This is a genomic window from Actinomycetota bacterium, from assembly GCA_013152275.1.
Classification (GTDB): Bacteria; Actinomycetota; Acidimicrobiia; order Spongiisociales; family UBA4744; genus BMS3Bbin01.
This window is the reverse complement of record JAADGS010000073.1, coordinates 1-18,866: the sequence shown is the minus strand read 5'-3', so window position 1 is coordinate 18,866 and position 18,866 is coordinate 1. Positions and strand designations below refer to the sequence as shown.

At 64.6% G+C, this 18,866-nt stretch carries 15 protein-coding genes; 2 read left to right on the top strand and 13 right to left on the bottom strand.

From position 1 onward, the window contains the following. The first annotated feature begins 68 nt into the window (after positions 1-68). The gene (locus GXP34_11745) at positions 69-1,292 is read left to right on the top strand and encodes an MFS transporter (protein ID NOY56644.1); all 1,224 of its coding nucleotides are present in this window, start codon (positions 69-71) and stop codon (positions 1,290-1,292) included. 59 nt (positions 1,293-1,351) lie between these two features. On the opposite strand, the gene sucD is transcribed toward GXP34_11745, so the two are convergent. The 4 genes from sucD to GXP34_11725 all read right to left on the bottom strand — a co-directional run bounded on the left by sucD (position 1,352) and on the right by GXP34_11725 (position 4,930). After that, positions 1,352-2,230, bottom strand: a complete 879-nt coding sequence (gene sucD / locus GXP34_11740; protein ID NOY56643.1) for a succinate--CoA ligase subunit alpha — start codon at positions 2,228-2,230, stop codon at positions 1,352-1,354. Beyond that, positions 2,230-3,381, bottom strand: coding sequence for an ADP-forming succinate--CoA ligase subunit beta (gene sucC / locus GXP34_11735; protein NOY56642.1), 1,152 nt, complete (start codon positions 3,379-3,381; stop codon positions 2,230-2,232). The genes sucD and sucC overlap by 1 nt, the downstream gene beginning before the upstream one ends. A gap of 13 nt (positions 3,382-3,394) precedes the next feature. Then, positions 3,395-3,787 carry a cobalamin B12-binding domain-containing protein gene (locus GXP34_11730; protein ID NOY56641.1) on the bottom strand — a complete coding sequence of 131 codons (393 nt, stop codon included), beginning with the start codon at positions 3,785-3,787 and terminating at the stop codon, positions 3,395-3,397. Positions 3,788-3,850: 63 nt separating this feature from the next. After that, positions 3,851-4,930 (bottom strand): NAD-dependent epimerase/dehydratase family protein, encoded by a 1,080-nt coding sequence (locus GXP34_11725; protein NOY56640.1) that lies wholly within the window; start codon positions 4,928-4,930, stop codon positions 3,851-3,853. A 252-nt stretch (positions 4,931-5,182) separates the two neighbouring features. Between GXP34_11725 and tal the strand changes: the two genes are divergently transcribed. Then, positions 5,183-6,295 (top strand): transaldolase, encoded by a 1,113-nt coding sequence (gene tal / locus GXP34_11720; protein ID NOY56639.1) that lies wholly within the window; start codon positions 5,183-5,185, stop codon positions 6,293-6,295. A 120-nt stretch (positions 6,296-6,415) separates the two neighbouring features. On the opposite strand, the gene pcrA is transcribed toward tal, so the two are convergent. The 9 genes from pcrA to GXP34_11675 form a co-directional block, all read right to left on the bottom strand. Then, complete coding sequence (pcrA, locus tag GXP34_11715; GenBank protein ID NOY56638.1) at positions 6,416-8,617, bottom strand: DNA helicase PcrA; 2,202 nt, start codon at positions 8,615-8,617, stop codon at positions 6,416-6,418. 68 nt (positions 8,618-8,685) lie between these two features. Continuing rightward, on the bottom strand, positions 8,686-9,552 hold the full coding sequence (locus GXP34_11710) for a HAMP domain-containing histidine kinase (GenBank protein ID NOY56637.1): 867 nt from the start codon (positions 9,550-9,552) through the stop codon (positions 8,686-8,688). 127 nt (positions 9,553-9,679) lie between these two features. Continuing rightward, entirely contained in the window at positions 9,680-10,675 is a 996-nt protein-coding gene (locus GXP34_11705) for a response regulator (protein ID NOY56636.1), read from the bottom strand. Further along, the gene (locus GXP34_11700) at positions 10,672-12,738 is read right to left on the bottom strand and encodes a response regulator (protein ID NOY56635.1); all 2,067 of its coding nucleotides are present in this window, start codon (positions 12,736-12,738) and stop codon (positions 10,672-10,674) included. Before GXP34_11700 ends, GXP34_11705 begins: the two co-directional genes overlap by 4 nt. 170 nt (positions 12,739-12,908) lie before the next feature. Beyond that, entirely contained in the window at positions 12,909-14,477 is a 1,569-nt protein-coding gene (guaA, locus tag GXP34_11695; GenBank protein ID NOY56634.1) for a glutamine-hydrolyzing GMP synthase, read from the bottom strand. Next, the gene (locus GXP34_11690; GenBank protein ID NOY56633.1) at positions 14,474-15,631 is read right to left on the bottom strand and encodes a GuaB3 family IMP dehydrogenase-related protein; all 1,158 of its coding nucleotides are present in this window, start codon (positions 15,629-15,631) and stop codon (positions 14,474-14,476) included. Before GXP34_11690 ends, guaA begins: the two co-directional genes overlap by 4 nt. 127 nt (positions 15,632-15,758) lie before the next feature. Then, positions 15,759-16,931 carry an FtsX-like permease family protein gene (locus GXP34_11685; protein NOY56632.1) on the bottom strand — a complete coding sequence of 391 codons (1,173 nt, stop codon included), beginning with the start codon at positions 16,929-16,931 and terminating at the stop codon, positions 15,759-15,761. After that, positions 16,928-17,596 (bottom strand): ABC transporter ATP-binding protein, encoded by a 669-nt coding sequence (locus tag GXP34_11680; GenBank protein NOY56631.1) that lies wholly within the window; start codon positions 17,594-17,596, stop codon positions 16,928-16,930. Before GXP34_11680 ends, GXP34_11685 begins: the two co-directional genes overlap by 4 nt. Then, entirely contained in the window at positions 17,593-18,765 is a 1,173-nt protein-coding gene (locus GXP34_11675; protein ID NOY56630.1) for a hypothetical protein, read from the bottom strand. Before GXP34_11675 ends, GXP34_11680 begins: the two co-directional genes overlap by 4 nt. Positions 18,766-18,866: the final 101 nt, after the last annotated feature.

Genomic DNA, 18,866 nt, shown 5'->3' with positions numbered 1-18,866 from the left:
CCCGTCAATGGACGCGTCGCCATTCGACGCCGGCATTGACGAGAAAGGAGGGTATCTACCATGCGCCGGTGCTCAGAGCAATCACCCACGTTCGATCGTTCACGCGTGATTCGCGCTGGTTCCTCGTCGCCGCGACGCTGTGGGGTTTCTCGTTCAGCGTCACCTGGCTGCTGCTGAACTTCCTGTTCGAGGGCCTCGGTTTCTCCCAGACCATGGTCGGCATCGCCAACGCCGTGCCCAACCTCGTCGCCCTCATACTCGCCCTCCCCGTGGCTCGCCTCTCGGAACGCACCGGGTACGTGCGCATGATGCGGATGGGAGCGTTCGCCGCCGGTCTGGGTCTCCTGGGGCTGTCCCTTTCACACAGCATCGTGCCCGCGATGATGTCGATCTTCCTGATCGGGCTCGGCGGCATGGCCTTCTGGGTGGTGCCGAGCCCACTGATGACCGCACTCGAACCGCAGGCGAACCGCACGTACCTGTTCTCGGCGCAGTTCGCGGCAAACCTCGTCGCCGGGTTCTTCGGCAGCCTCGCGGGTGGCTGGCTCCCGTCGTTCTTCGCCAGGATCGGCGGCTTCGATCCGAAGAGCCTCCAGGCAATTCAGTGGACGGTCATGGTCGCCGCAGTGCTCTACCTGATCACCGCGCTCCCCCTCTGGAAGCTCACCGAAGTCAGGCCGGCGGAACCGATAGGGGGCAAGCTGTGGCATATTCCTCGCCCCGCCAGGAGGATCATCCTGATCCTGCTGGTGCCAAACATCTTCATCGGTCTCGGTGCAGGGTTGATCATCCCGTTCCTCAACATCTTCGTCGAAGGCAAGTTCGGAGTGTCCTTTGCAGCCCTCGGTGCCGTCTTCGCATGGTCCCAGCTGGGCATGGCCGTTGCCGTGATGCTCCAACCGATCGTCGCAGAGCGGTTCGGCAAGACTGCGAGCATCGTGATCGTCCAAACGCTGTCACTGCCATTCATTGCGATGCTGGGTTTCTCCGGCAGCTTCGCTGCGGTCGCCATAGCGCTGTTCGTCCGGTCGGCGTTGATGAACGCAGCCAACCCGATCTACGCCGAGTTCACGATGGGACAGGTCAAGGAGGCTTGGCGTCCGTCGCTCGCGGCAGCCGAAGCGATGGTCTGGACGGCCGGGTGGACCGTCGGACCGTTGTTGTCGGGCTGGATCAGAAGCAAGCTCGGTTTCGGGCCGGGATTCGCCGTGCTGTTCGTGGCGATGTTGATCCTTTACGGCACCGGCATCGCATACACCTGGTTCGTGCTGCGCCCGATCGAGAATGCCTGACCCGTTCTCGTGACGCTGGACAGGAATAATCCCGCCGAAGCGTCACGAGAACGGGTGAATCAGGATCCGAGCAGCTCCTTCATGGCCACACCGATCATCGTCGGATCGTCGAGAACGGTGACACCGACGGCCTGCAGCGCCTCCATCTTGGCGGCCGCGGTGCCCTTGGAACCGGAGATGATCGCCCCCGCGTGGCCCATCTTCTTGCCCTTTGGCGCCGTGACCCCGGCGATGTAGGCAGCCACCGGTTTGGTGACGTGCTCTCTGATGAACTCGGCAGCCTGCTCCTCGGCATCTCCGCCGATCTCGCCGATCATCACGATCCCTTTGGTATCCGGGTCTTCCTGGAACAGGGCCAGGACATCGATGAACGTCGTGCCGGGCACCGGGTCTCCTCCGATGCCGATGCAGGTCGTCTGGCCGAGCCCGTGCGTTGTGAGCTCATGCACCGCCTGGTACGTGAGCGTGCCGGAACGCGACACGACTCCGATGTTCCCTGGCGCGGTGATCGAATCGGGCATGATGCCGACGTTCGACTTCCCAGGTGAGATGAGCCCGGGGCAGTTCGGACCGATCAACATCGTGTCCGGCATCGTCTCCTTCAGATAGTTGAAGACCTTTGCCTCGTCCTGGGCGGGAATGCCTTCGGTGATACACACGATCACATCCACGCCCGCAGCGGCGGCCTCGAGGACGGCGTCTGCAGCGAACGGCGGCGGAACGAAGATCAACGACGTGTTCGCACCCGTTGCCTCAACGGCCTGGGACACGGTGTCGAAGATCGGGATGCCGGACACTTCCTCGCCGCCCTTGCCGGGGCGGGTTCCGGCGACCACATTCGTCCCATAGTCACGGTTGCGTAGCGCGTGGAACTGACCTTCCTTGCCGGTCAGACCCTGCACGACGACCTTGGTGCTTTCATCGATGATGATCGCCATCAGCCCACCTCCCCGCCTGCGAGTTGCACGGCTTTCTCGGCTGCCTCCCGCATCGTCGCCGCGGGAACGAGCTTGTCGGACTGCACTCTGCCAAGGATCTTTCGCCCTTCTTCGGCGTTCGTCCCGTCGAGACGGACAACGATCGGCCACGGAAGATCGAGCCTCTCGAACGCTTCGAGGACACCCTGGGCGACGAGGTCACAGCGGGTGATCCCACCGAAGATGTTGATCAACACGATCTTGACCGACGCGTCCTCCATGAGGACTTCGAGGGCGTTCGTGATCGTGTCGGCACCTGCACCGCCACCGACGTCGAGGAAGTTCGCAGCCTTGCCGCCGACGAGCGACACGACGTCGAGAGTCGACATCACGAGACCGGCGCCGTTGCCGATGATGCCCACATCACCGTCGAGCTTGATGAAGTTCAACCCGCGTTCCTTCGCCATTCGCTCGACCGGCGGGATGACGTGCTCCTTGGCGAACGCCGGAAAATCCTTGTGTCGAAAGAAGCCGTTCTCGTCGAGCGTCACCTTCGCGTCGAGCGCCATCACCTCGCCATCCTCTGTCAGAATCATCGGATTGACTTCAACGAGATCACAGTCGAACTCGACGAACGCCTGGTAGAGCTTCTTCAACAAGGCAATGGCACCGCGGGCGGCCCCCGGGTCGAGTTTGGCGCGGTAGACCATCTCGGTGGCAAGCCAATTCGGCAGACCCATGACCGGGTCGATGTGCACTTTGACGACCGCGTCCGGTTCGGTGGCAGCGACCTGCTCGATCTCCACGCCACCCTTGGCGCTGATCATCCCGAGATGCTTCTTGGCCGAACGGTCCAGCGTGAACGACGCGTAGTACTCGGCCTTGATCTTCGAAGCTCGTTCGATCCACACACGATGGACGGTGTGACCTTTGATGTCCATGCCGAGGATCTTCTCGGCCCGCTCATACGCCTCATCGGGAGTCTCGGCAAGCTTGATACCGCCTGCCTTGCCTCGTCCGCCTACCTGCACCTGCGCCTTGACCACCACGGTTCCGCCGAGCTCACGGGCGGCATCCCGTGCCTCCTCGGCGGTGGTGGCCGCCCGGCCATCGGGGACGGGTACCCCGATGCGGGCGAACAAGGACTTCCCCTGGTATTCCAGAAGGTCCACGAATCTCTCCTCGTCAGTGTTCTTGTATGTTGCTCGCTACCCAGTCGGTGATCTCGGACAGCGGTGTGCCCGGTGTGAAGATGCCGGACAGACCGGCGTCTTTCAGCTTGGCGATGTCATCATCGGGGATGATGCCGCCACCGAACACAACGATGTCGTGGATACCCTGCTCGGCGAGAAGTTGCACGACGCGTGGAAACAGCGTCATGTGGGCACCGCTGAGGACCGACAAACCGATCGCGTCGACGTCTTCCTGGATGGCGGTATCGACGATCTGCTCGGGAGTCTGGTGCAGACCCGAGTAGATCACTTCGTTGCCGGCATCGCGAAGCGCCCGAGCGATCACCTTGGCCCCCCGGTCGTGCCCGTCGAGGCCGGGCTTTGCGATCAGGATCCTGCGTGGCATTGCGAACCGAAGGTTACTGCATGACGCCCCGAGCCCCGCATTGTGATCGGTGAAAGTGACAGCTCACACCGACTGTCGGCGGGCTCGCTCGTGGCCGACACTCCTCCACCACGCTCGCAGGGACGCCCGGGCACTGAGCTTCGGCGCCCCCACGCGTTCGATCACACCCGCCTCCGCGAACCAGCGGAAGACGTCTTCGATCGTGTCGCGAGTCGGACGAGGCATGTACCCGAGCGTCCTCGTCGCCTTGGCGTGGTCGATGTGACGGTAGGTGCGCAGGGCCCGGACCGACTCCGAGGTGAACAATGGGTTCCTCCCCAGGCGGTGATCGACGAATCCGACGAGGGGAGCGCCGAATCTGGCGATACCCATCGGGATGACCGGCGGAAGGCGCGCTCCGGTCACCGCGGCGACCAGCTCCGCGAGCTCGCGCATCGACTGCCAGTGGCCGGCCGCGATGTAGGACTCGCCAGATCTCCCTTTTGTCTCGCCGAGCAGCAGCGCCTCGGCGACGTCGCGCACGTCCACCCAGTTGAACCCGCCGTCGGGAAGGACCGGCAGCCGCCCGGCTCGCAACATCAGCAGGACTCGGCCCATGCGCGACGGCTGGAAGTCGTACGGCCCGATCACGCCGGTCGGATTGATGGTCACGGCATCGAGACCTCGTTCGACCACCTTGCGTAACTCGATCTCACCGGCTGCCTTCGATCGGTCGTAGGCGGCACGCCCGCCGTTCGAGGGACGGGCGCGGCGCTCGTCGACGGCTCGGCGCAGCGGCAGCGGGTCGAACGCGTGAATGGACGAGCAGTGCACGAATCGATTCACCCCTTCGGCCAGGGCGGCTTCCGCGGCGTTGCGGACTCCTCCGACGTTCACGGCGACGACTTTGCCACCGTAGCCGCCCTCGATGGAGATGATGCCTGCCAAGTGAAAGACCGTGCCGGCGCCTCGGAACACCTGGCGCAGCGACTCCTCATCGAGTACGTCGCCCGTGACACGTTCGATGTCGAGTCCTGCGAGAGCCGGAGCGGGATCGTCCGGAAGCAGCACCACCCGAACCGGGCGCCCATCGGCGACAAGGCGCCGAACGAGGTTGGCGCCCAGATGACCGGATGCTCCGGTGACGACGGCGAGGTTGTTCAACGGTTTGGCCTTTCCCTAACAGTTTAGACCACGGTTTGGCATACGAACCGGACCAGAGCCGGCCATGAGACTCGATCCTCGAGGATGGAATCGACCGAGGCGACCCGGGCCCGGCACCTGTCGATTGGATCGCCGAACGGTTCGACGACGTGCAGGACCGGGTCGCCGAGCACCTCAATCGATACCCCGCACACGCATGGAACAAGCGGTGGCCCGCTACCGTTGGACCAACACGACCGATCCGGAGCCATCATGTCATCACGTCTGCACGCCGTCGCCGCCCAGGGTCAGAGCATCTGGCTCGACTCCATATCCCAAGAGCTCCTCAAACCCACCGGCCTGCCACGAATGATGGACGACGACGCGATCACCGGCGTCACCTCCAATCCGTCGATCTTCGCCGCGGCGATCATAGGATCGGCCGACTACGACGGACCGCTTGGTGACATGGCCGGTCGTGGTGCATCGACCGACGAGATCTACACGGCCCTCGTCACCGGCGACATCCAGGCCGCCTGCGATGTGATGCGTCCCGTGTTCGACCGCACCGACGGTGTCGATGGATACGTGTCGGTCGAAGTGTCACCGGACCTGGCCCACGACACCACTGCAACGGTCGCCGAGGCGCGCGGGTGGGTGAAGCGGGTCGACCGCCCGAATCTGCTGATCAAGGTGCCCGCGACCGTCGAAGGCATCCCCGCCGTCCGGAAACTGATCGCAGAAGGAATCTCCGTCAACGTGACCCTGATCTTCGCCCTCGATCGATACGGGGAGGTTGCGGAGGCATACCTGGGCGGCCTCGAGGGCCTTGTCGCCGTCGGTGGCGATGTGTCGCGTGTCGCGTCGGTGGCATCGTTCTTCGTGTCCCGGGTCGATACCGAGGTCGACAAACGGCTCGAGGGCATCGGAACCGATGACGCCCTGGCGCTGCGCGGCAAGGCTGCGATCGCCAATGCCCGGGCCGCGTACGGCGCGTTCCTCGAGACATTCTCGGGAGATCGCTGGCAGGCGCTCGTGGCCAAGGGTGCCCACATCCAGCGTCCGCTCTGGGCAAGCACCTCGACCAAGAATCCCGCCTACAGCGATGTCATGTACGTGGAAGATCTCGTCGCCCCGAATACGGTCAACACCGTGCCCATCTCCACGATCGAGGCGTACCAGGACCACGGCAACCCCGATCCCAAGGTGTTCACGAGCACCGATATCGCCGCTGCCGTCAAGACGCTCGATCAGCTCGCGACGGTCGGTATCGACTACGAGGACGTGGTACAGGTTCTCGAGGACGAGGGCGTGCGCAAGTTTGCCGACGCCTATCACAAGCTCCTCGCCTCGATCGACGAGAAACGGTCGGCGCCGGCCTCCTAGCCCGTTTTCCTGTCAATGCAGGCGTCGCATACCGACGCTCCCATTGACGAGAAAAGGGGAGGGTGTTTTCCTGTCAATGCCGGCGTCGCATATCGACGCTCCCATTGACGAGAAAACCGGTTACTCCTTCTTCAGCGGCGCCCAGGCGAGCAGCAGGCGCTTCTCGCCCATCCCGTCGAAGGCGACCGTCGCTTCTGCCCGGTCACCGGAGCCGACGATTCGCCGCACCGTCCCCGACCCCCACTTGTCGTGGCAGACCCGGTCGCCGATCACGAGATCGAGCACGCCGACCGTCTCACGAGGCCTGATCTGCTTTCGATCAGGCCGCCGCCGGCCCCGCTTGATCGTCTCGGTCAGTGAGTCGGGGATCTCGGTCAGGAACCGGCTCGGCGGGTTGTAGTTCGTCCCGCCCCACAGCATCCGACTCCAGGCGTTCGTGACGAACAGACGGTCCTTCGCACGGGTGATGCCCACATAACAGAGCCTGCGTTCCTCCTCGAGCTGGTCCGGGTCACTCAGCGATCGGGCATGCGGAAACACGCCGTCGTCCATGCCGATCAGGAAGATCACCGGAAACTCGAGACCCTTGGCCGTGTGCAGCGTCATCAGCGTTACGGCCTCGGTACCCTCGTCGAGTTCGTCGAGATCCGTGACGAGGCTGATCGACTCGAGGAACAACTCAAGTCTCCGAAGCCCCGGCAACTCGTCCCACTCCTCCTCATCCACAAGCGTCCCCACGGCACCCGCCTCGTACTCTTCGACGACCGACACCAGCTCCCGCAGGTTCTCGACCCGCCCGAGCGCTTCGATCGTTCGCTCCGCCTCCATTTCGGCCAGATACCCGGTCTCGGCCAGTACCGCTTCCAACGCAGCCTTCGCCCCATCCGCGGCATGTTCGCGCAGCATGCCGAGTAGCGCGACAAACTCCTTGATCTGTCTGCGGGCCCGGACCGCCAGGTGTGGCTCATCGTCGACGGCGACAAGGGCGTCGTGGAAGCTGATCCCGCGGCCTTGAGCGAAACGATCGACGTGAGCGATCGAGGTGGAGCCCAGACCCCGTTTCGGAACGTTGATGATCCGCTTGAGGGCCACCTCGTCGTCGGGGTTGACCAGCACCCGCAGGTACGCGAGGACATCCTTGACCTCCCTGCGTTCGTAGAACTTCACGCCGCCGACCACCTGGTATGGGAGGGCGTAGCGAACGAACACCTCCTCGAGCACCCTGCTCTGCGCATTGGTCCGATAGAACACCGCGACATCGGACGCCGTGTACCCGGCCTCTTCAAGGGAACCGATCTGCTCGGCGACAAACGCCGCCTCGTCGTGTTCATCCTCCGCCTGGTAACGCACGACCGGTTCTCCCCGACCGCGGTCGGTCCACAGATGCTTCGGCTTGCGGGCGACGTTGTTGGCGATCACCGAGTTCGCCGCCTCGAGGATCACCTCGGTGGAGCGGTAGTTGCGATCGAGGACCACGACCTTCGCGTCCGGGTAGTCCTTCTCGAAGTCGAGGATGTTGCGGATGTCCGCGCCCCGCCACCCATAGATCGATTGGTCGCTGTCGCCGACGACACACAGGTTCCGGTGACCGGCGGCGAGCTGCTTCACCAGCATGTACTGCGCTCGATTCGTGTCCTGATACTCGTCGACCATCACGTACTGCCAGCGGCGCTGATAGTGCTCGAGCACCTCGGGAAACGCTCCGAACAGCTCGACGGTGACCATCAAGAGATCGTCGAAGTCCATTGCAGAGGCCTCCAGCAGTCGCTGCTGGTAGAGGCGGTAGACGTCTGCAACCTGTTCGTGATAGAACCCGGCACCCTGCGCCTTGTGGGTTTCAAAGTCGATCATCTCATTCTTCGCGTTCGAGATCGCCGCTCGAATGCTCCGCGGAGGGAACCGCTTCGGATCCATGTCGAGATCGCGTATGCACATGGTCGTGAGCCGCAAGGCGTCGGCGCTGTCGTAGATGGAGAACCCCGACCGATAGCCGAGCCGATGTGCCTCCCGACGCAGGATTCGGGCACAGGCACTGTGGAACGTCGAAATCGTCATCGCCCGCACACGGGATCCGACCAGTACCTCGGCCCGATCGCGCATCTCACCCGCAGCCTTGTTGGTGAACGTGATCGCAAGAATCGACTGAGGGGGTACACCCATATCGTGGATCAGATGGGCAATCCTGTAGATGAGCACCCTCGTCTTGCCCGACCCGGCACCCGCCACGACCAGCACCGGGCCTTCGGTGGCCGCGACCGCATCACGCTGCACCGGGTTCAGGTCGTCGAGCAGCGATGAGTCGGTCAGGGAGTGCTCGCGCATGGTGCCGATGGTACCCGTGCTCTGTGACAGTCCGACCGGCGACAGGTGACACCGACCCGAAGGTCGCTTCAGTGACCTTCGTGGGCGGACCGCAGTTCGTCCGGATGACGGACCGAGGCCTCCGCTCCATCCTCCGGGACACCGGCCAACGCGATGGTGAAACAGAATCTCGATCCGGTCGGAAACCGGTGCTCATACCACAGGTCCCCGCCCATCGCCTGCGCCAGCTGCAGGGCAATCGGAAGCCCGAGACCGATCCCCTGATCCGATCGTGCGTCTCCCTTCGACCTTTGCTCGAAACGGACGAACATTCGGTCGACTTCTTCGTCCTGGATGCCGGGACCGTTGTCGGACACGACGACAAGGAAGCGACGCCCGTACGGACTGCCTTCGATGAGCACCTGATCGCCGCCGTACTTCACCGCATTCTCGAACAGATTGCGAAGCACCTGAAACACCCGCCTCCGGTCGGCGTTCACCATGACCCCGCCCGGGATCGCAACGGCTGCCTCCCGCTTCGCCCCAGGAGGGCTCACCAGACTGACCACCTCGTGAGCGAGCGGCGCGAGTTCGAACTCCTCCGGGTGCAGGGGCAGCCTTCCCGCCTGGAGACGAGGAAGCACGAGGATATCTTCCACCAATTCGTGCAGGTGCTGCGCCTGGTTGCGGATGATGTCGAGGAACTCGTCGACCTCTTCCTCCCTGCTCGTACGCCAGGATTCTCTGAGGGCTTCTGCGAAGCCGGCGATCGATGTCAGCGGCGTTCGTAGCTCGTGACTCACCATCGACACGAACTCGTCCTTCATCTGTCGGGCTCGTTCGGCCGACTCTTTGGCCGCAGCCTCTCGTGTGCGGGCCGCCGCGTTCGACCGGAGTGCCCAGATGACAGCCGCGATCGAGAGAACGACCGCCGTTCCCGCAACGAAGTTCAGCATCTCCCTACACGCCTCATGAGTGGGTTATCGACGGGAAACAGGCCCCGATTGAGGGAAAAGAAAGATGGACGCCGCCCCGGCAGTCTTCCCGGCCTCATGGAGTGTCACCGAGAAGCGCTCGAGGCATCTACCCTTGGAGGTCTCCGTAGAGGGACGACAGGCTGAGCCGCGCCTCTTGCTCCAGGAGTTTCTGGTGATACGAGGCCGAGTCGACCACGGCCGCAATGGGAAACTCCACCATTCTCAGCGTTCGGGCCACCTGCGGTGTGAACTCGCCGGCACGCCGGGAAGCGAGGGCCAGAATCCCCAGAACCTCCCCACGGGAGCGAAGGCCCATCGCGAAGAACGACGGCCAACCCTGCCCGGAGTCCGTCCAGCCGAACCCCGGCGGCTCGGCGAACCAGACCCCCAGTTCGTCCGGGCTCACCTTCACCGCCGACAGCTGATCGAGATGCCCTGCCACGAGACGCTTGAACTCGTCGAACTCGCCCCGCGAAAGTGTGCTCTCGAGGCGTGCCGCCATCCTCTTCTCCGAAGCAAGCGCGATCGCGGCGACGTCGAAACCGACGAAACGCCGAAGAATCTGCAGCAGTTCGCCGAGGGTTCCGGCGAGGTCCCCCGGACGGGTCGCCATCGTAACGATGTCGTTGATGATCGTCGCGTCGAACAGCTTGCGGTCCAGAAGATCCGTAACTCTCGCCAACACGTCGACGGTGTCGAGCTGCTTGGGCTCCTGATCGCGATTCAGTTCCGAGAGGGCTCTGGTCGCTCTCGCCGATCGGATGGCCCCCACCAGATCCTGCCCGAGCGATTCCTTGGTCAGATAGCCGTCCGCACCGGATTTCTCGCTCCAATAGCGATCTTCGGCGGAATCCAGGGCCGTGAGAATCAGCACGGGGATGTGTGCGACCGTGTAGTCCTCCTTGATGAGACGACAGACCACGTAGCCGGTCATCTTCGGCATCTTGATATCCAGCAGTACGAGATCTGGAAGCTCGGCGTAGAAAGCCTTGATCGCCTCGAAGCCATCACTCGCGGTGACGACTTCGAACCCGGCCTCGGAGAGAAGCGAGGTGACTACCGCCCGAATGACCGGACTGTCGTCGGCGACGAGTACCTTCACGGACGAACCTCCAAAGAACTCCCATTCCTCAGTGCGAGAAGAGAGGCAAGTGTCGACACGAGCAACCCCTGACGAAGGTCGGATTTGTCGAGATAGGCGTCGACGCCCGCTTCCCACGCCCTCGACTGGTCGGCCGCGGTCGCCACACCGGAGATCATGATGACCGGAAGCGCAGGGAGGCGCCTGCGAACCGCCTTGACGAGTTCCACACCGTCGGGTCCGGGCATCGCAAAGTCGACCACCAGCGCATCGAACGCCTTGGCTTCGAGCTGCTCCAGGCCCTCTTCGGCGTTGCGGGCAACGACAACGTCATACCCCTGGCTGCCGAGGACCGCGGCGACCAGCTGACGGACACCTTTCGAGTCGTCGACGGCCAACACGCGCGGCCGCTGCCCGTCGGGAATCGGGAGCGCCCGAATCTGATCTGCGAGTCGATTCGGATCGACGATTGCGACGACCTCACCGCCGCCCAGCACGGCTGCTCCGGTGAGGTACGGTGCTCCCGCCAGCAGCGGACCGAGGCCCTTGACGGCGACCTGGCGTCTCCCGAGCACCTCAGGGACGGTGACCGCCGCCCTCCCTGCCCGGGTGGCCAGCACGACGACTTGCTCCGTCTCTTCAGGAAGCCCCGCACCGATTGCAGCGGCAAAGGAACTGATCGGGACACGTTTCCCCTGGTAGATGAGCTCCATGCGATCCTTGCTTGGCCGAACGTCCGCCCCGGCAGTCGGCACCGTGGCGATGACCGCGGCCGCCGGGATCCCCCAAACTCTCCCCTCTGATCGAAGGAGAACGAGGTCCTGGAATGACCACGACAACGGCAGCGTCAGCAACAGCGATGTACCCTTGCCAGGACGCGACTCGATGGTGATACCACCATTGACGCGGTCTGCGAGTTCGGCAACCAGGGCCAGACCCGCTCCGTCTCCACTCAGATCGGATGGCTCCACAACGGTCGAGAAACCCGACCGGAACAGCAGGCCGGAGAGATCGGATCCGACCTCACCCGGGTCGATCTCGTGAGCGATGGCGGCATTGCGAACCGATCCCCAGTCGATTCCGCGACCATCGTCCTCCACAGAGATGCGCAGCTGACCGTCCGAAGCTGCAGCTCTGACGACGACATGGCCGGTCGTCGGCTTCCCCGCCTCCGCGCGCTCTGCCGCGGACTCGATCCCGTGGTCGACCGCATTGACCACGAGGTGCCGGAGGGGCTCGCGTAGATGTTCGAGGATCTGACGATCCACCTCCACCTCTGCACCGGTGAGCTCCAGATGAACCTCCTTGCCGGTTCGGCGAGCCAGATAGTGGACGAACTGCGGGAAGGTCGACGTAACCACCCCGAACCGTTCGGAAACCAGCTCCAGGGCGCGATCCTGCAGATCCCGGACTGCATCGTCCACCGACTCGACCGCCGACTCCCATCGGGCAGCGAGGGATGCGATCTCTCTCGGGTTGCCGGCGGTGAGTCGAAGCGCTCGTACCGCATCGGAGAGGGCGTCCGCATCCAGCCTCGCCTCCGCGGCCCGGTTGATCATCCGATACAGCTTGTTCGTGTCGACCCGCGTCGCCGTACCGATGAGTCCCCGTTCGACTGCCGACAGAAGACCTCCGAGATCAGCAGGTGTGGAAGGATCGACTGCAGGAGCGTCCTCCGCATCCGAAGGCTCGGGCTCCGGAACGCTGACCGGTTTCTTGACGGCTGCAATCGCTGCTCGAAGCTGGGGAGTACCTCCGACCGGATCAACATCGAGGGTCGGAATCAGCAACGATGCTGCCTTTTCGAGAGATGCCGCAAGGTCGGCGATGGCACCACTCTGAGAGCCATCTCCGATGGATCGCCATGCGAACTCGAGGACCTCGCCGGCTTCGCCGAGCGCATCGAAGCCCATCATTCTCGATGATCCCTTGACGGTGTGGGCGTCACGAAAGAGGTCGGAGGCGTGCCTGGGGTCGACACCGCCGGACCGCAGCAATCGCGCTCCCTCAACCAGATGTCCGGCCCGCGAGACGAGTTCCTCACGAAAGATGGCCAGCAACTCGGCGTCGCCGCTCAACTCCACTCCAACACCTTCTTCTCGATCATCACGCGTATCGGCGTGCGCAGACACCTACTTGAGGCGCGTGTCGGGAACTTCGGCAACTGTCGGCCGTCGGGGCGCAGAACCGAAACAAGGCCATCTGAACCGCGGACAAGAGGATCTGGATACATGTCTCGCCGGAACCGGGAACTTCACTCCCACTCGATCGTCGCCGGCGGTTTCGAGGAGATGTCGTAGGCGACCCGGTTGACTCCCGGAACCTCGTTGATCACACGGGACGAGATCCGTTCCAGCACCTCGTAGGGCAGACGCGCCCAGTCGGCCGTCATAGCGTCGTCCGACGTCACCGCTCGCACGACGATGGGGTACGCATAGGTACGTCCGTCTCCTTGCACCCCGACGGTGCGCACCGCAGGCAGCACGGCGAATGACTGCCACAGCTCCCGATACATCCCCGCCCGACGCACCTCCTCGATAACGATCGCATCGGCAGCCTGCAGAACCGCCAGACGCTCGCGGGTCACCTCCCCGATGATGCGCACGGCCAGGCCGGGTCCGGGGAACGGCTGTCGCCACACGATCTCCTCCGGCAGCCCGAGTTCGGCGCCGATCGCTCGCACCTCGTCCTTGAACAGGTCCCTGAGCGGCTCGACCAGCTCGAATTGCATATCCTCGGGCAGCCCTCCGACATTGTGGTGACTCTTGATGCGCGCAGCGTCTTTGGTCCCCGACTCGATGATGTCCGGATACAACGTCCCCTGGACGAGAAACGGCGTGTCGGTGAGATCCGCGGCGACTTCCTCGAACACGCGGATGAACGTCTCCCCGATGATCTTGCGCTTGGCCTCCGGGTCGGTGATCCCTGCCAGGCGGTCGAGGAACCGGTCCTGGGCGTCCACGTGAATCAGATTGATCTGGAAGGCTCCCCGAAACGTCTCGTCCACCTGCTCCGCCTCGCCCGCTCGCAGCAGGCCGTGATCGATGAACACACAGGTCAGCTGATCGCCGACCGCATGGTGCACGAGCGCTGCGGCGACCGAGGAGTCCACGCCGCCCGAGAGCCCGCAGATCACCTTCTCGTCTCCGACCTGGGAGCGGATGGCTTCGACCGACTGTTCGATGATCGAGTGGCTCGTCCAGGACGGTCGGGCACCGCAGACGTCGAACAGGAACCGCTTGAGCATGTCGGTGCCCCGAGGGGTGTGCCCGACCTCTGGATGGAACTGCACACCGAACAGGCGATGATCCTCGGACTCCATCGCGGCTACCGGCGACCCCGGGGTCGAAGCCGTCACCCGAAACCCCGGCGGAGCTGCGACAACGGCGTCGCCGTGGCTCATCCACACATCCTGATGATCGGGGAGCCCGGTGAACAGCAGTGACCGATCCGTGATTTCGAGTGCCGCCTTGCCGTACTCGGCCGTACCGGTTCTCGCCACTTCGCCACCGAGCGTGGAGGCGATGAGTTGATGCCCGTAGCAGATGCCGAGGATCGGAACGTCGAGGTCGAAGATCTTCGGATCGATGTCGTAGGCATCCTCCGCGTACACCGAGGCCGGACCTCCCGAGAGGATCACCCCGGTCGGGGCCCGCGCGACAATCTCGGCCGCGGTGATGTCCCTCGGAACGATCTCCGAGAAGACGTGGGCCTCACGGACTCGTCTGGCGATCAGCTGGGCATACTGGGCCCCGAGATCGACGATGAGCACCCTGTCGAAATCACCGGTGGATGCCTGGCCGTACTCCCGCTGCAAGGTCAACCCATTCCCACCTGCTGGGATCGCTGCAGCGCCTTGCCTTCGGTCTGCAGGGACGGAGCGATCATCACTTCTGCCTTCTGGAATTCCTTGAGATCCCGGTAGCCGGTCGTCGCCATCGAGACCCGCAGGGCGCCGAAAAGGTTCCTGCGGCCGTCATTCTCGTACGCAGGGCCGATGAGGATCTCCTCGAGGGTGCCGAGGGCGCCGACTTCGACGCGTGCCCCGCGGGGCAGCGTCGGGTGGAACGTCGCCATACCCCAATGGAAGCCCCGCCCGGGCGCCTCCGTCGCTCCTGCCAGTGGGGAACCGATCATCACGGCGTCGGCGCCACATGCGATGGCTTTCGCGATGTCGCCGCCGCGGCGCATTCCCCCGTCGGCGATCACATGAACGTAGCGGCCGGTCTCGTCGAGATATCGGATCCTCGCTCCGGCGGCGTCGGCGATCGCTGTCGCTTGCGGGACACCGATGCCGAGCACACCTCTCGTCGTGCAGGCGGCACCGGGACCGACACCTACGAGAATGCCGACCGCGCCGGTGCGCATGAGATGCAGGGCCGTCGAGTGGGAGGCGCATCCTCCGACGATCACCGGAAGGTCGAAGTTGGCGATGAACTCACGCAGGTCCAGCGGCTCCGAGCGGGTCGAGACATGCTCGGCAGAGACAACGGTGCCCTGGACCACGAGCACGTCGAGCCCGGCGTCCACGGTCAGCTTCGCGTAGTCGCGCACTCTCTGCGGGGTCAGGCTGGCGGCCGTGATGCCGCCGGAAGTGCGCATCTCCTCGATTCGCCTTCCGATCAGTTCCGGCTTGATCGGTTCTGCGTAGATCTCCTGCATCCTGCGCGTCGCCGTGCCGGCGGACAGCGTGGCGATCTCTTCGAACAGCGGTATCGGGTCCTCGTGCCGGGTCCAGAGACCTTCGAGGTTGAGAACCCCGAGTCCCCCCAGCCTGCTGATCTCTTTCGCCGTCGCAGGGCTGATGGCCGAATCCATCGCCGAACCGAGCATCGGGAGGTCGAAGTTGAACGCGTCGAACTGCCAGGAGATATCGACGTCTTCGGGATCTCTCGTCCTGCGACTGGGAACGATTGCGATGTCATCGAAGCTGTACGCCCGCCGCCCCGATTTTCCGATGCCGATCTCGATCTCCACGTCTCTCCCTCTGCCAGATGGAGCAGGGTACCAAAGCGGTCGCCAGTCGCCGATTGCCGGTGCCGGTTGAAGCACAGCCCTCGGCGATCGGCTGCAGAATCCTGGAAGCCGGTTGCAGAGCCGACGGTCAGTTGACGGACCGGAGCGCTTCGGCAGGATCGATCCGAGTGGCTCGGAATCCCGGCGGCAGGGCCGAGAGAATACCGATCACGACTCCGGCGCCAACGGCGAGACCCGTGGCTGCCGGGTCGACGATCGGGTTCCAACCAAGCCGCGCCGAGACCGCGATCGCACCGACGACGCCCAAACTCGCTCCGACGAGACCGCCGAAGAACCCCATGGTCGCGCCTTCGGCGATGACCATCGCAAGGATGTCGCCTGCCCGTGCACCCAGCGCCCGCCGAAGTCCGATCTCGGCGGTACGCGAGAGGATCGAGGTGGCGATGGTGCTGCTGATCGTCATCGCTCCGATCAATATCGCCACACCAGAGATCGCGAAGAGTCCCTGCTTGATATCACCCTCGAAACGCCGGCGGAACTGTTCGGGGTCGGGTGGAGCGATCGCGGTGACGGCTTCGGGATTGTCGGGGCGAAGCGCCAGAGGGGCCTGCTCGGCCACCTGGGCTGCGCCGCCGCCGACGGTCTCGATGATGATCTCATCCGCCACCGAGTGCAGGCCGAGCGTGGCAGCATCCCGATCGAGTACCACGATCCCGTCGAGGATCTCACGTCGCCGGCCGACCGAACGGATGATGCCGCGCACGACGGCCGGGTTGCCGTTGATCCAGATGGACTGCACTCCGTCGACCGTGTCGATGCCGAGGGCAGCCGCGACACGGCCGCCGAGCAGCACCGTTGGTGTCTCTCCGGGCGTCGGCTCCATCCTGGATCCATCGATCACGGCGGCGATTGCTCTCGGCCCATCATCATCGACGCCCCAGGCGCGGGCGGACAGGCTGGTGCCCAGGTCCGGCCGTTCCGGCACCGAGGTGGAGATGGTCACACTGTCGAGGTCGGTGAGCTTCTGCGCCGTGACGACGGCCGACATCTGCGCCAGGCGCTCGAGATAGTCGGCGGGAATCCAGTCACCACCTCCCGTGTCGCTCGAGACGCGAACCTCGGTCGCTCGGAACGCGTCGAAACTCGCAGAGATCTGCTGCCCGGCGGTGACGTTCAACGTCCATGCGGCCACAAACAGTCCAATCCCGAGGGAGGTCGCCAGGCCCGCACCGATGAGACGCCGGGGTTGCGCCAGCAGACCCCAGGTCGCCTCGCCGATCGCCTGGACAAGACGCCTCATGTGACCGGGTGGCCGTCGACGAGCCGGACGGTGGCATCACTCTCTCGTGCCACCATCGGGTCGTGGGTGGCCACGACGACGGCGATACCCTCGTGTGCCATCCGTCGCAGAACCTCAACGACCTTGCGGGTGTTCTCGGAGTCCAGGTTGCCGGTCGGTTCGTCGCACAGCAACAGCCGCTTGCCGCCGATGACGGCGCGTGCAATGGCGACACGCTGTTGCTCACCCCCCGAAAGGGTTGGGGGCATGGCGGTGACACGATGCGCGAGACCCAGTTCGTCGAGCACATCGAATGCTCTTCGATACCGTTCCCGACGACGGATGGCACGGTAGGAGGCGCCGAGCACGACGTTGTCGATGACGTTCTTGGCCGCCAGCAGATGGTAGGACTGGAACACGAACCCGAGGAACTCGGCGCGCGCTCGTGCCGCCTCCCCGGCCCGAAGCCCGGTCACATCGTTCCCATCGAGTCGATAGCGTCCGGTGGACGGTGTATCGAGGAGCCCAAGAATGTTCAGCAGTGTCGACTTGCCGGAACCGGAGGGTCCTTCGACGGCGACGAACGCACCCTCCTCGATCGCCAGGTCCACGTCGGCAAGCGCCGTCACCTCCTCGCGGGGTCCGAAGGTGCGGCCGACCCCTTCCAGCCGAGCGACTTCGCTCATGACCCGCCGGTCTCCGCCACGGTCCCGACCCGAACCTTGCCTCCCTCGTGGAGGCGACCGTCGGGGGACTCGACGGCAACGAAACCACCGACGGCCAGGCCGGCGGTCACCGGTACTCGGTCGAACTCCTCCGGCGCGGTCTGCACGTCCACATAGGTGCCGCCGTCGGCTGCGGATCTGATCGCGGTCACCGGGACCACCAGCACCGGCCCGCCAGTCGAGGTGGCGCCGACCAACACTTTTACCGTCTTGCCGGCCTGATCGGCAGGAAGAGGAGCATCGGGGGCGATCGTCACAATCTGGGTGAGGCCCCCGGCCTCCTCCGCGGTGTTCTCCTCGATGGACTGCACCCGTCCCGGCAGGTCGTCCTGACCGCCGCCTCGACGGATCAGCACGGAATCTCCGGTATGGAATCGCTTCGCGTCGGTGGGGTCGACCCGCACGACGACAGCCGGGGCGGCTCCGGCGAAGTCCATGAGCACATCGGCGGCGGCAACGATGTCACCCCGATGCGCCGAGACGTCGATGACCCTGGTCGGCAGCGAGGACACGAACAGGACCTCCGCCGACGGGAGCGGCGTGCCACCGGCCGTCGCGCGGCCCGACAGCGGCTCCGATGCGGTCGGCGGGCGAAATCCGATCGACTCGTACAGCCTGCTCACCGCCCACTGTGTCGCCGGACCATACCTGCCGTCCACCTCGAGCGTGTAGAGCCCGAGTCGGGTCAGGGACTGTTGAAGTTGCGTCACCCACGAGCCGGTCGCACCAGGTTGGAGGTCGTCGATCAGCGGCAGGTCACCGCGGAGCATGACGATCGGTCGGTCGTCGAGCACCGCGGCGACAGTGCCTTCGGTAGTCGTGTCGCCGGCTTCCACCGGAATGTCGACGACCACACCCGCTCGTGGGGTGGCGAGTGGGACGACATCGAGCGTGACTTCTCCGAGGAACACCTCGGCAGCTTCGAGGGTCCGCCGTTCAACCGTGGCAGTGATATCGGCCGGTGCAGGCGGTGCGGCATGTGCGATCGCCTCCGCAGGCGTGTCGGCTCTCCGTCCGAACTGGTAGGCGGCCACAGGAAGCACGACGAGGACGACGATCCAGGCGGTGAGTCGAACCCAGCCGTGTCGACGTCGCCACGCGAGGCGCCAAGGGCGGGACGGGTCGCTCATGAGCCTGCACCGGCCGGTTCATCGAGGGCAGCATCGAGCCTCGCCTGAATCTCGAGAAGCTGCGGGAGCTGCTCGTTGACGATCTGCTCACGCAACACGAG

Excerpts from the sequence above, each read along its gene's own strand:
- sucD (NOY56643.1), bottom strand. The coding sequence starts at position 2,230 with ATGGCGATCATCATCGATGAAAGCACCAAGGTCGTCGTGCAGGGTCTG.
- GXP34_11730 (NOY56641.1), bottom strand. The coding sequence starts at position 3,787 with ATGCCACGCAGGATCCTGATCGCAAAGCCCGGCCTCGACGGGCACGAC.
- tal (NOY56639.1), top strand. The coding sequence starts at position 5,183 with ATGTCATCACGTCTGCACGCCGTCGCCGCCCAGGGTCAGAGCATCTGG.
- pcrA (NOY56638.1), bottom strand. The coding sequence starts at position 8,617 with ATGCGCGAGCACTCCCTGACCGACTCATCGCTGCTCGACGACCTGAAC.
- GXP34_11710 (NOY56637.1), bottom strand. The coding sequence starts at position 9,552 with ATGCTGAACTTCGTTGCGGGAACGGCGGTCGTTCTCTCGATCGCGGCT.
- GXP34_11685 (NOY56632.1), bottom strand. The coding sequence starts at position 16,931 with ATGAGGCGTCTTGTCCAGGCGATCGGCGAGGCGACCTGGGGTCTGCTG.
- GXP34_11680 (NOY56631.1), bottom strand. The coding sequence starts at position 17,596 with ATGAGCGAAGTCGCTCGGCTGGAAGGGGTCGGCCGCACCTTCGGACCC.
- GXP34_11675 (NOY56630.1), bottom strand. The coding sequence starts at position 18,765 with ATGAGCGACCCGTCCCGCCCTTGGCGCCTCGCGTGGCGACGTCGACAC.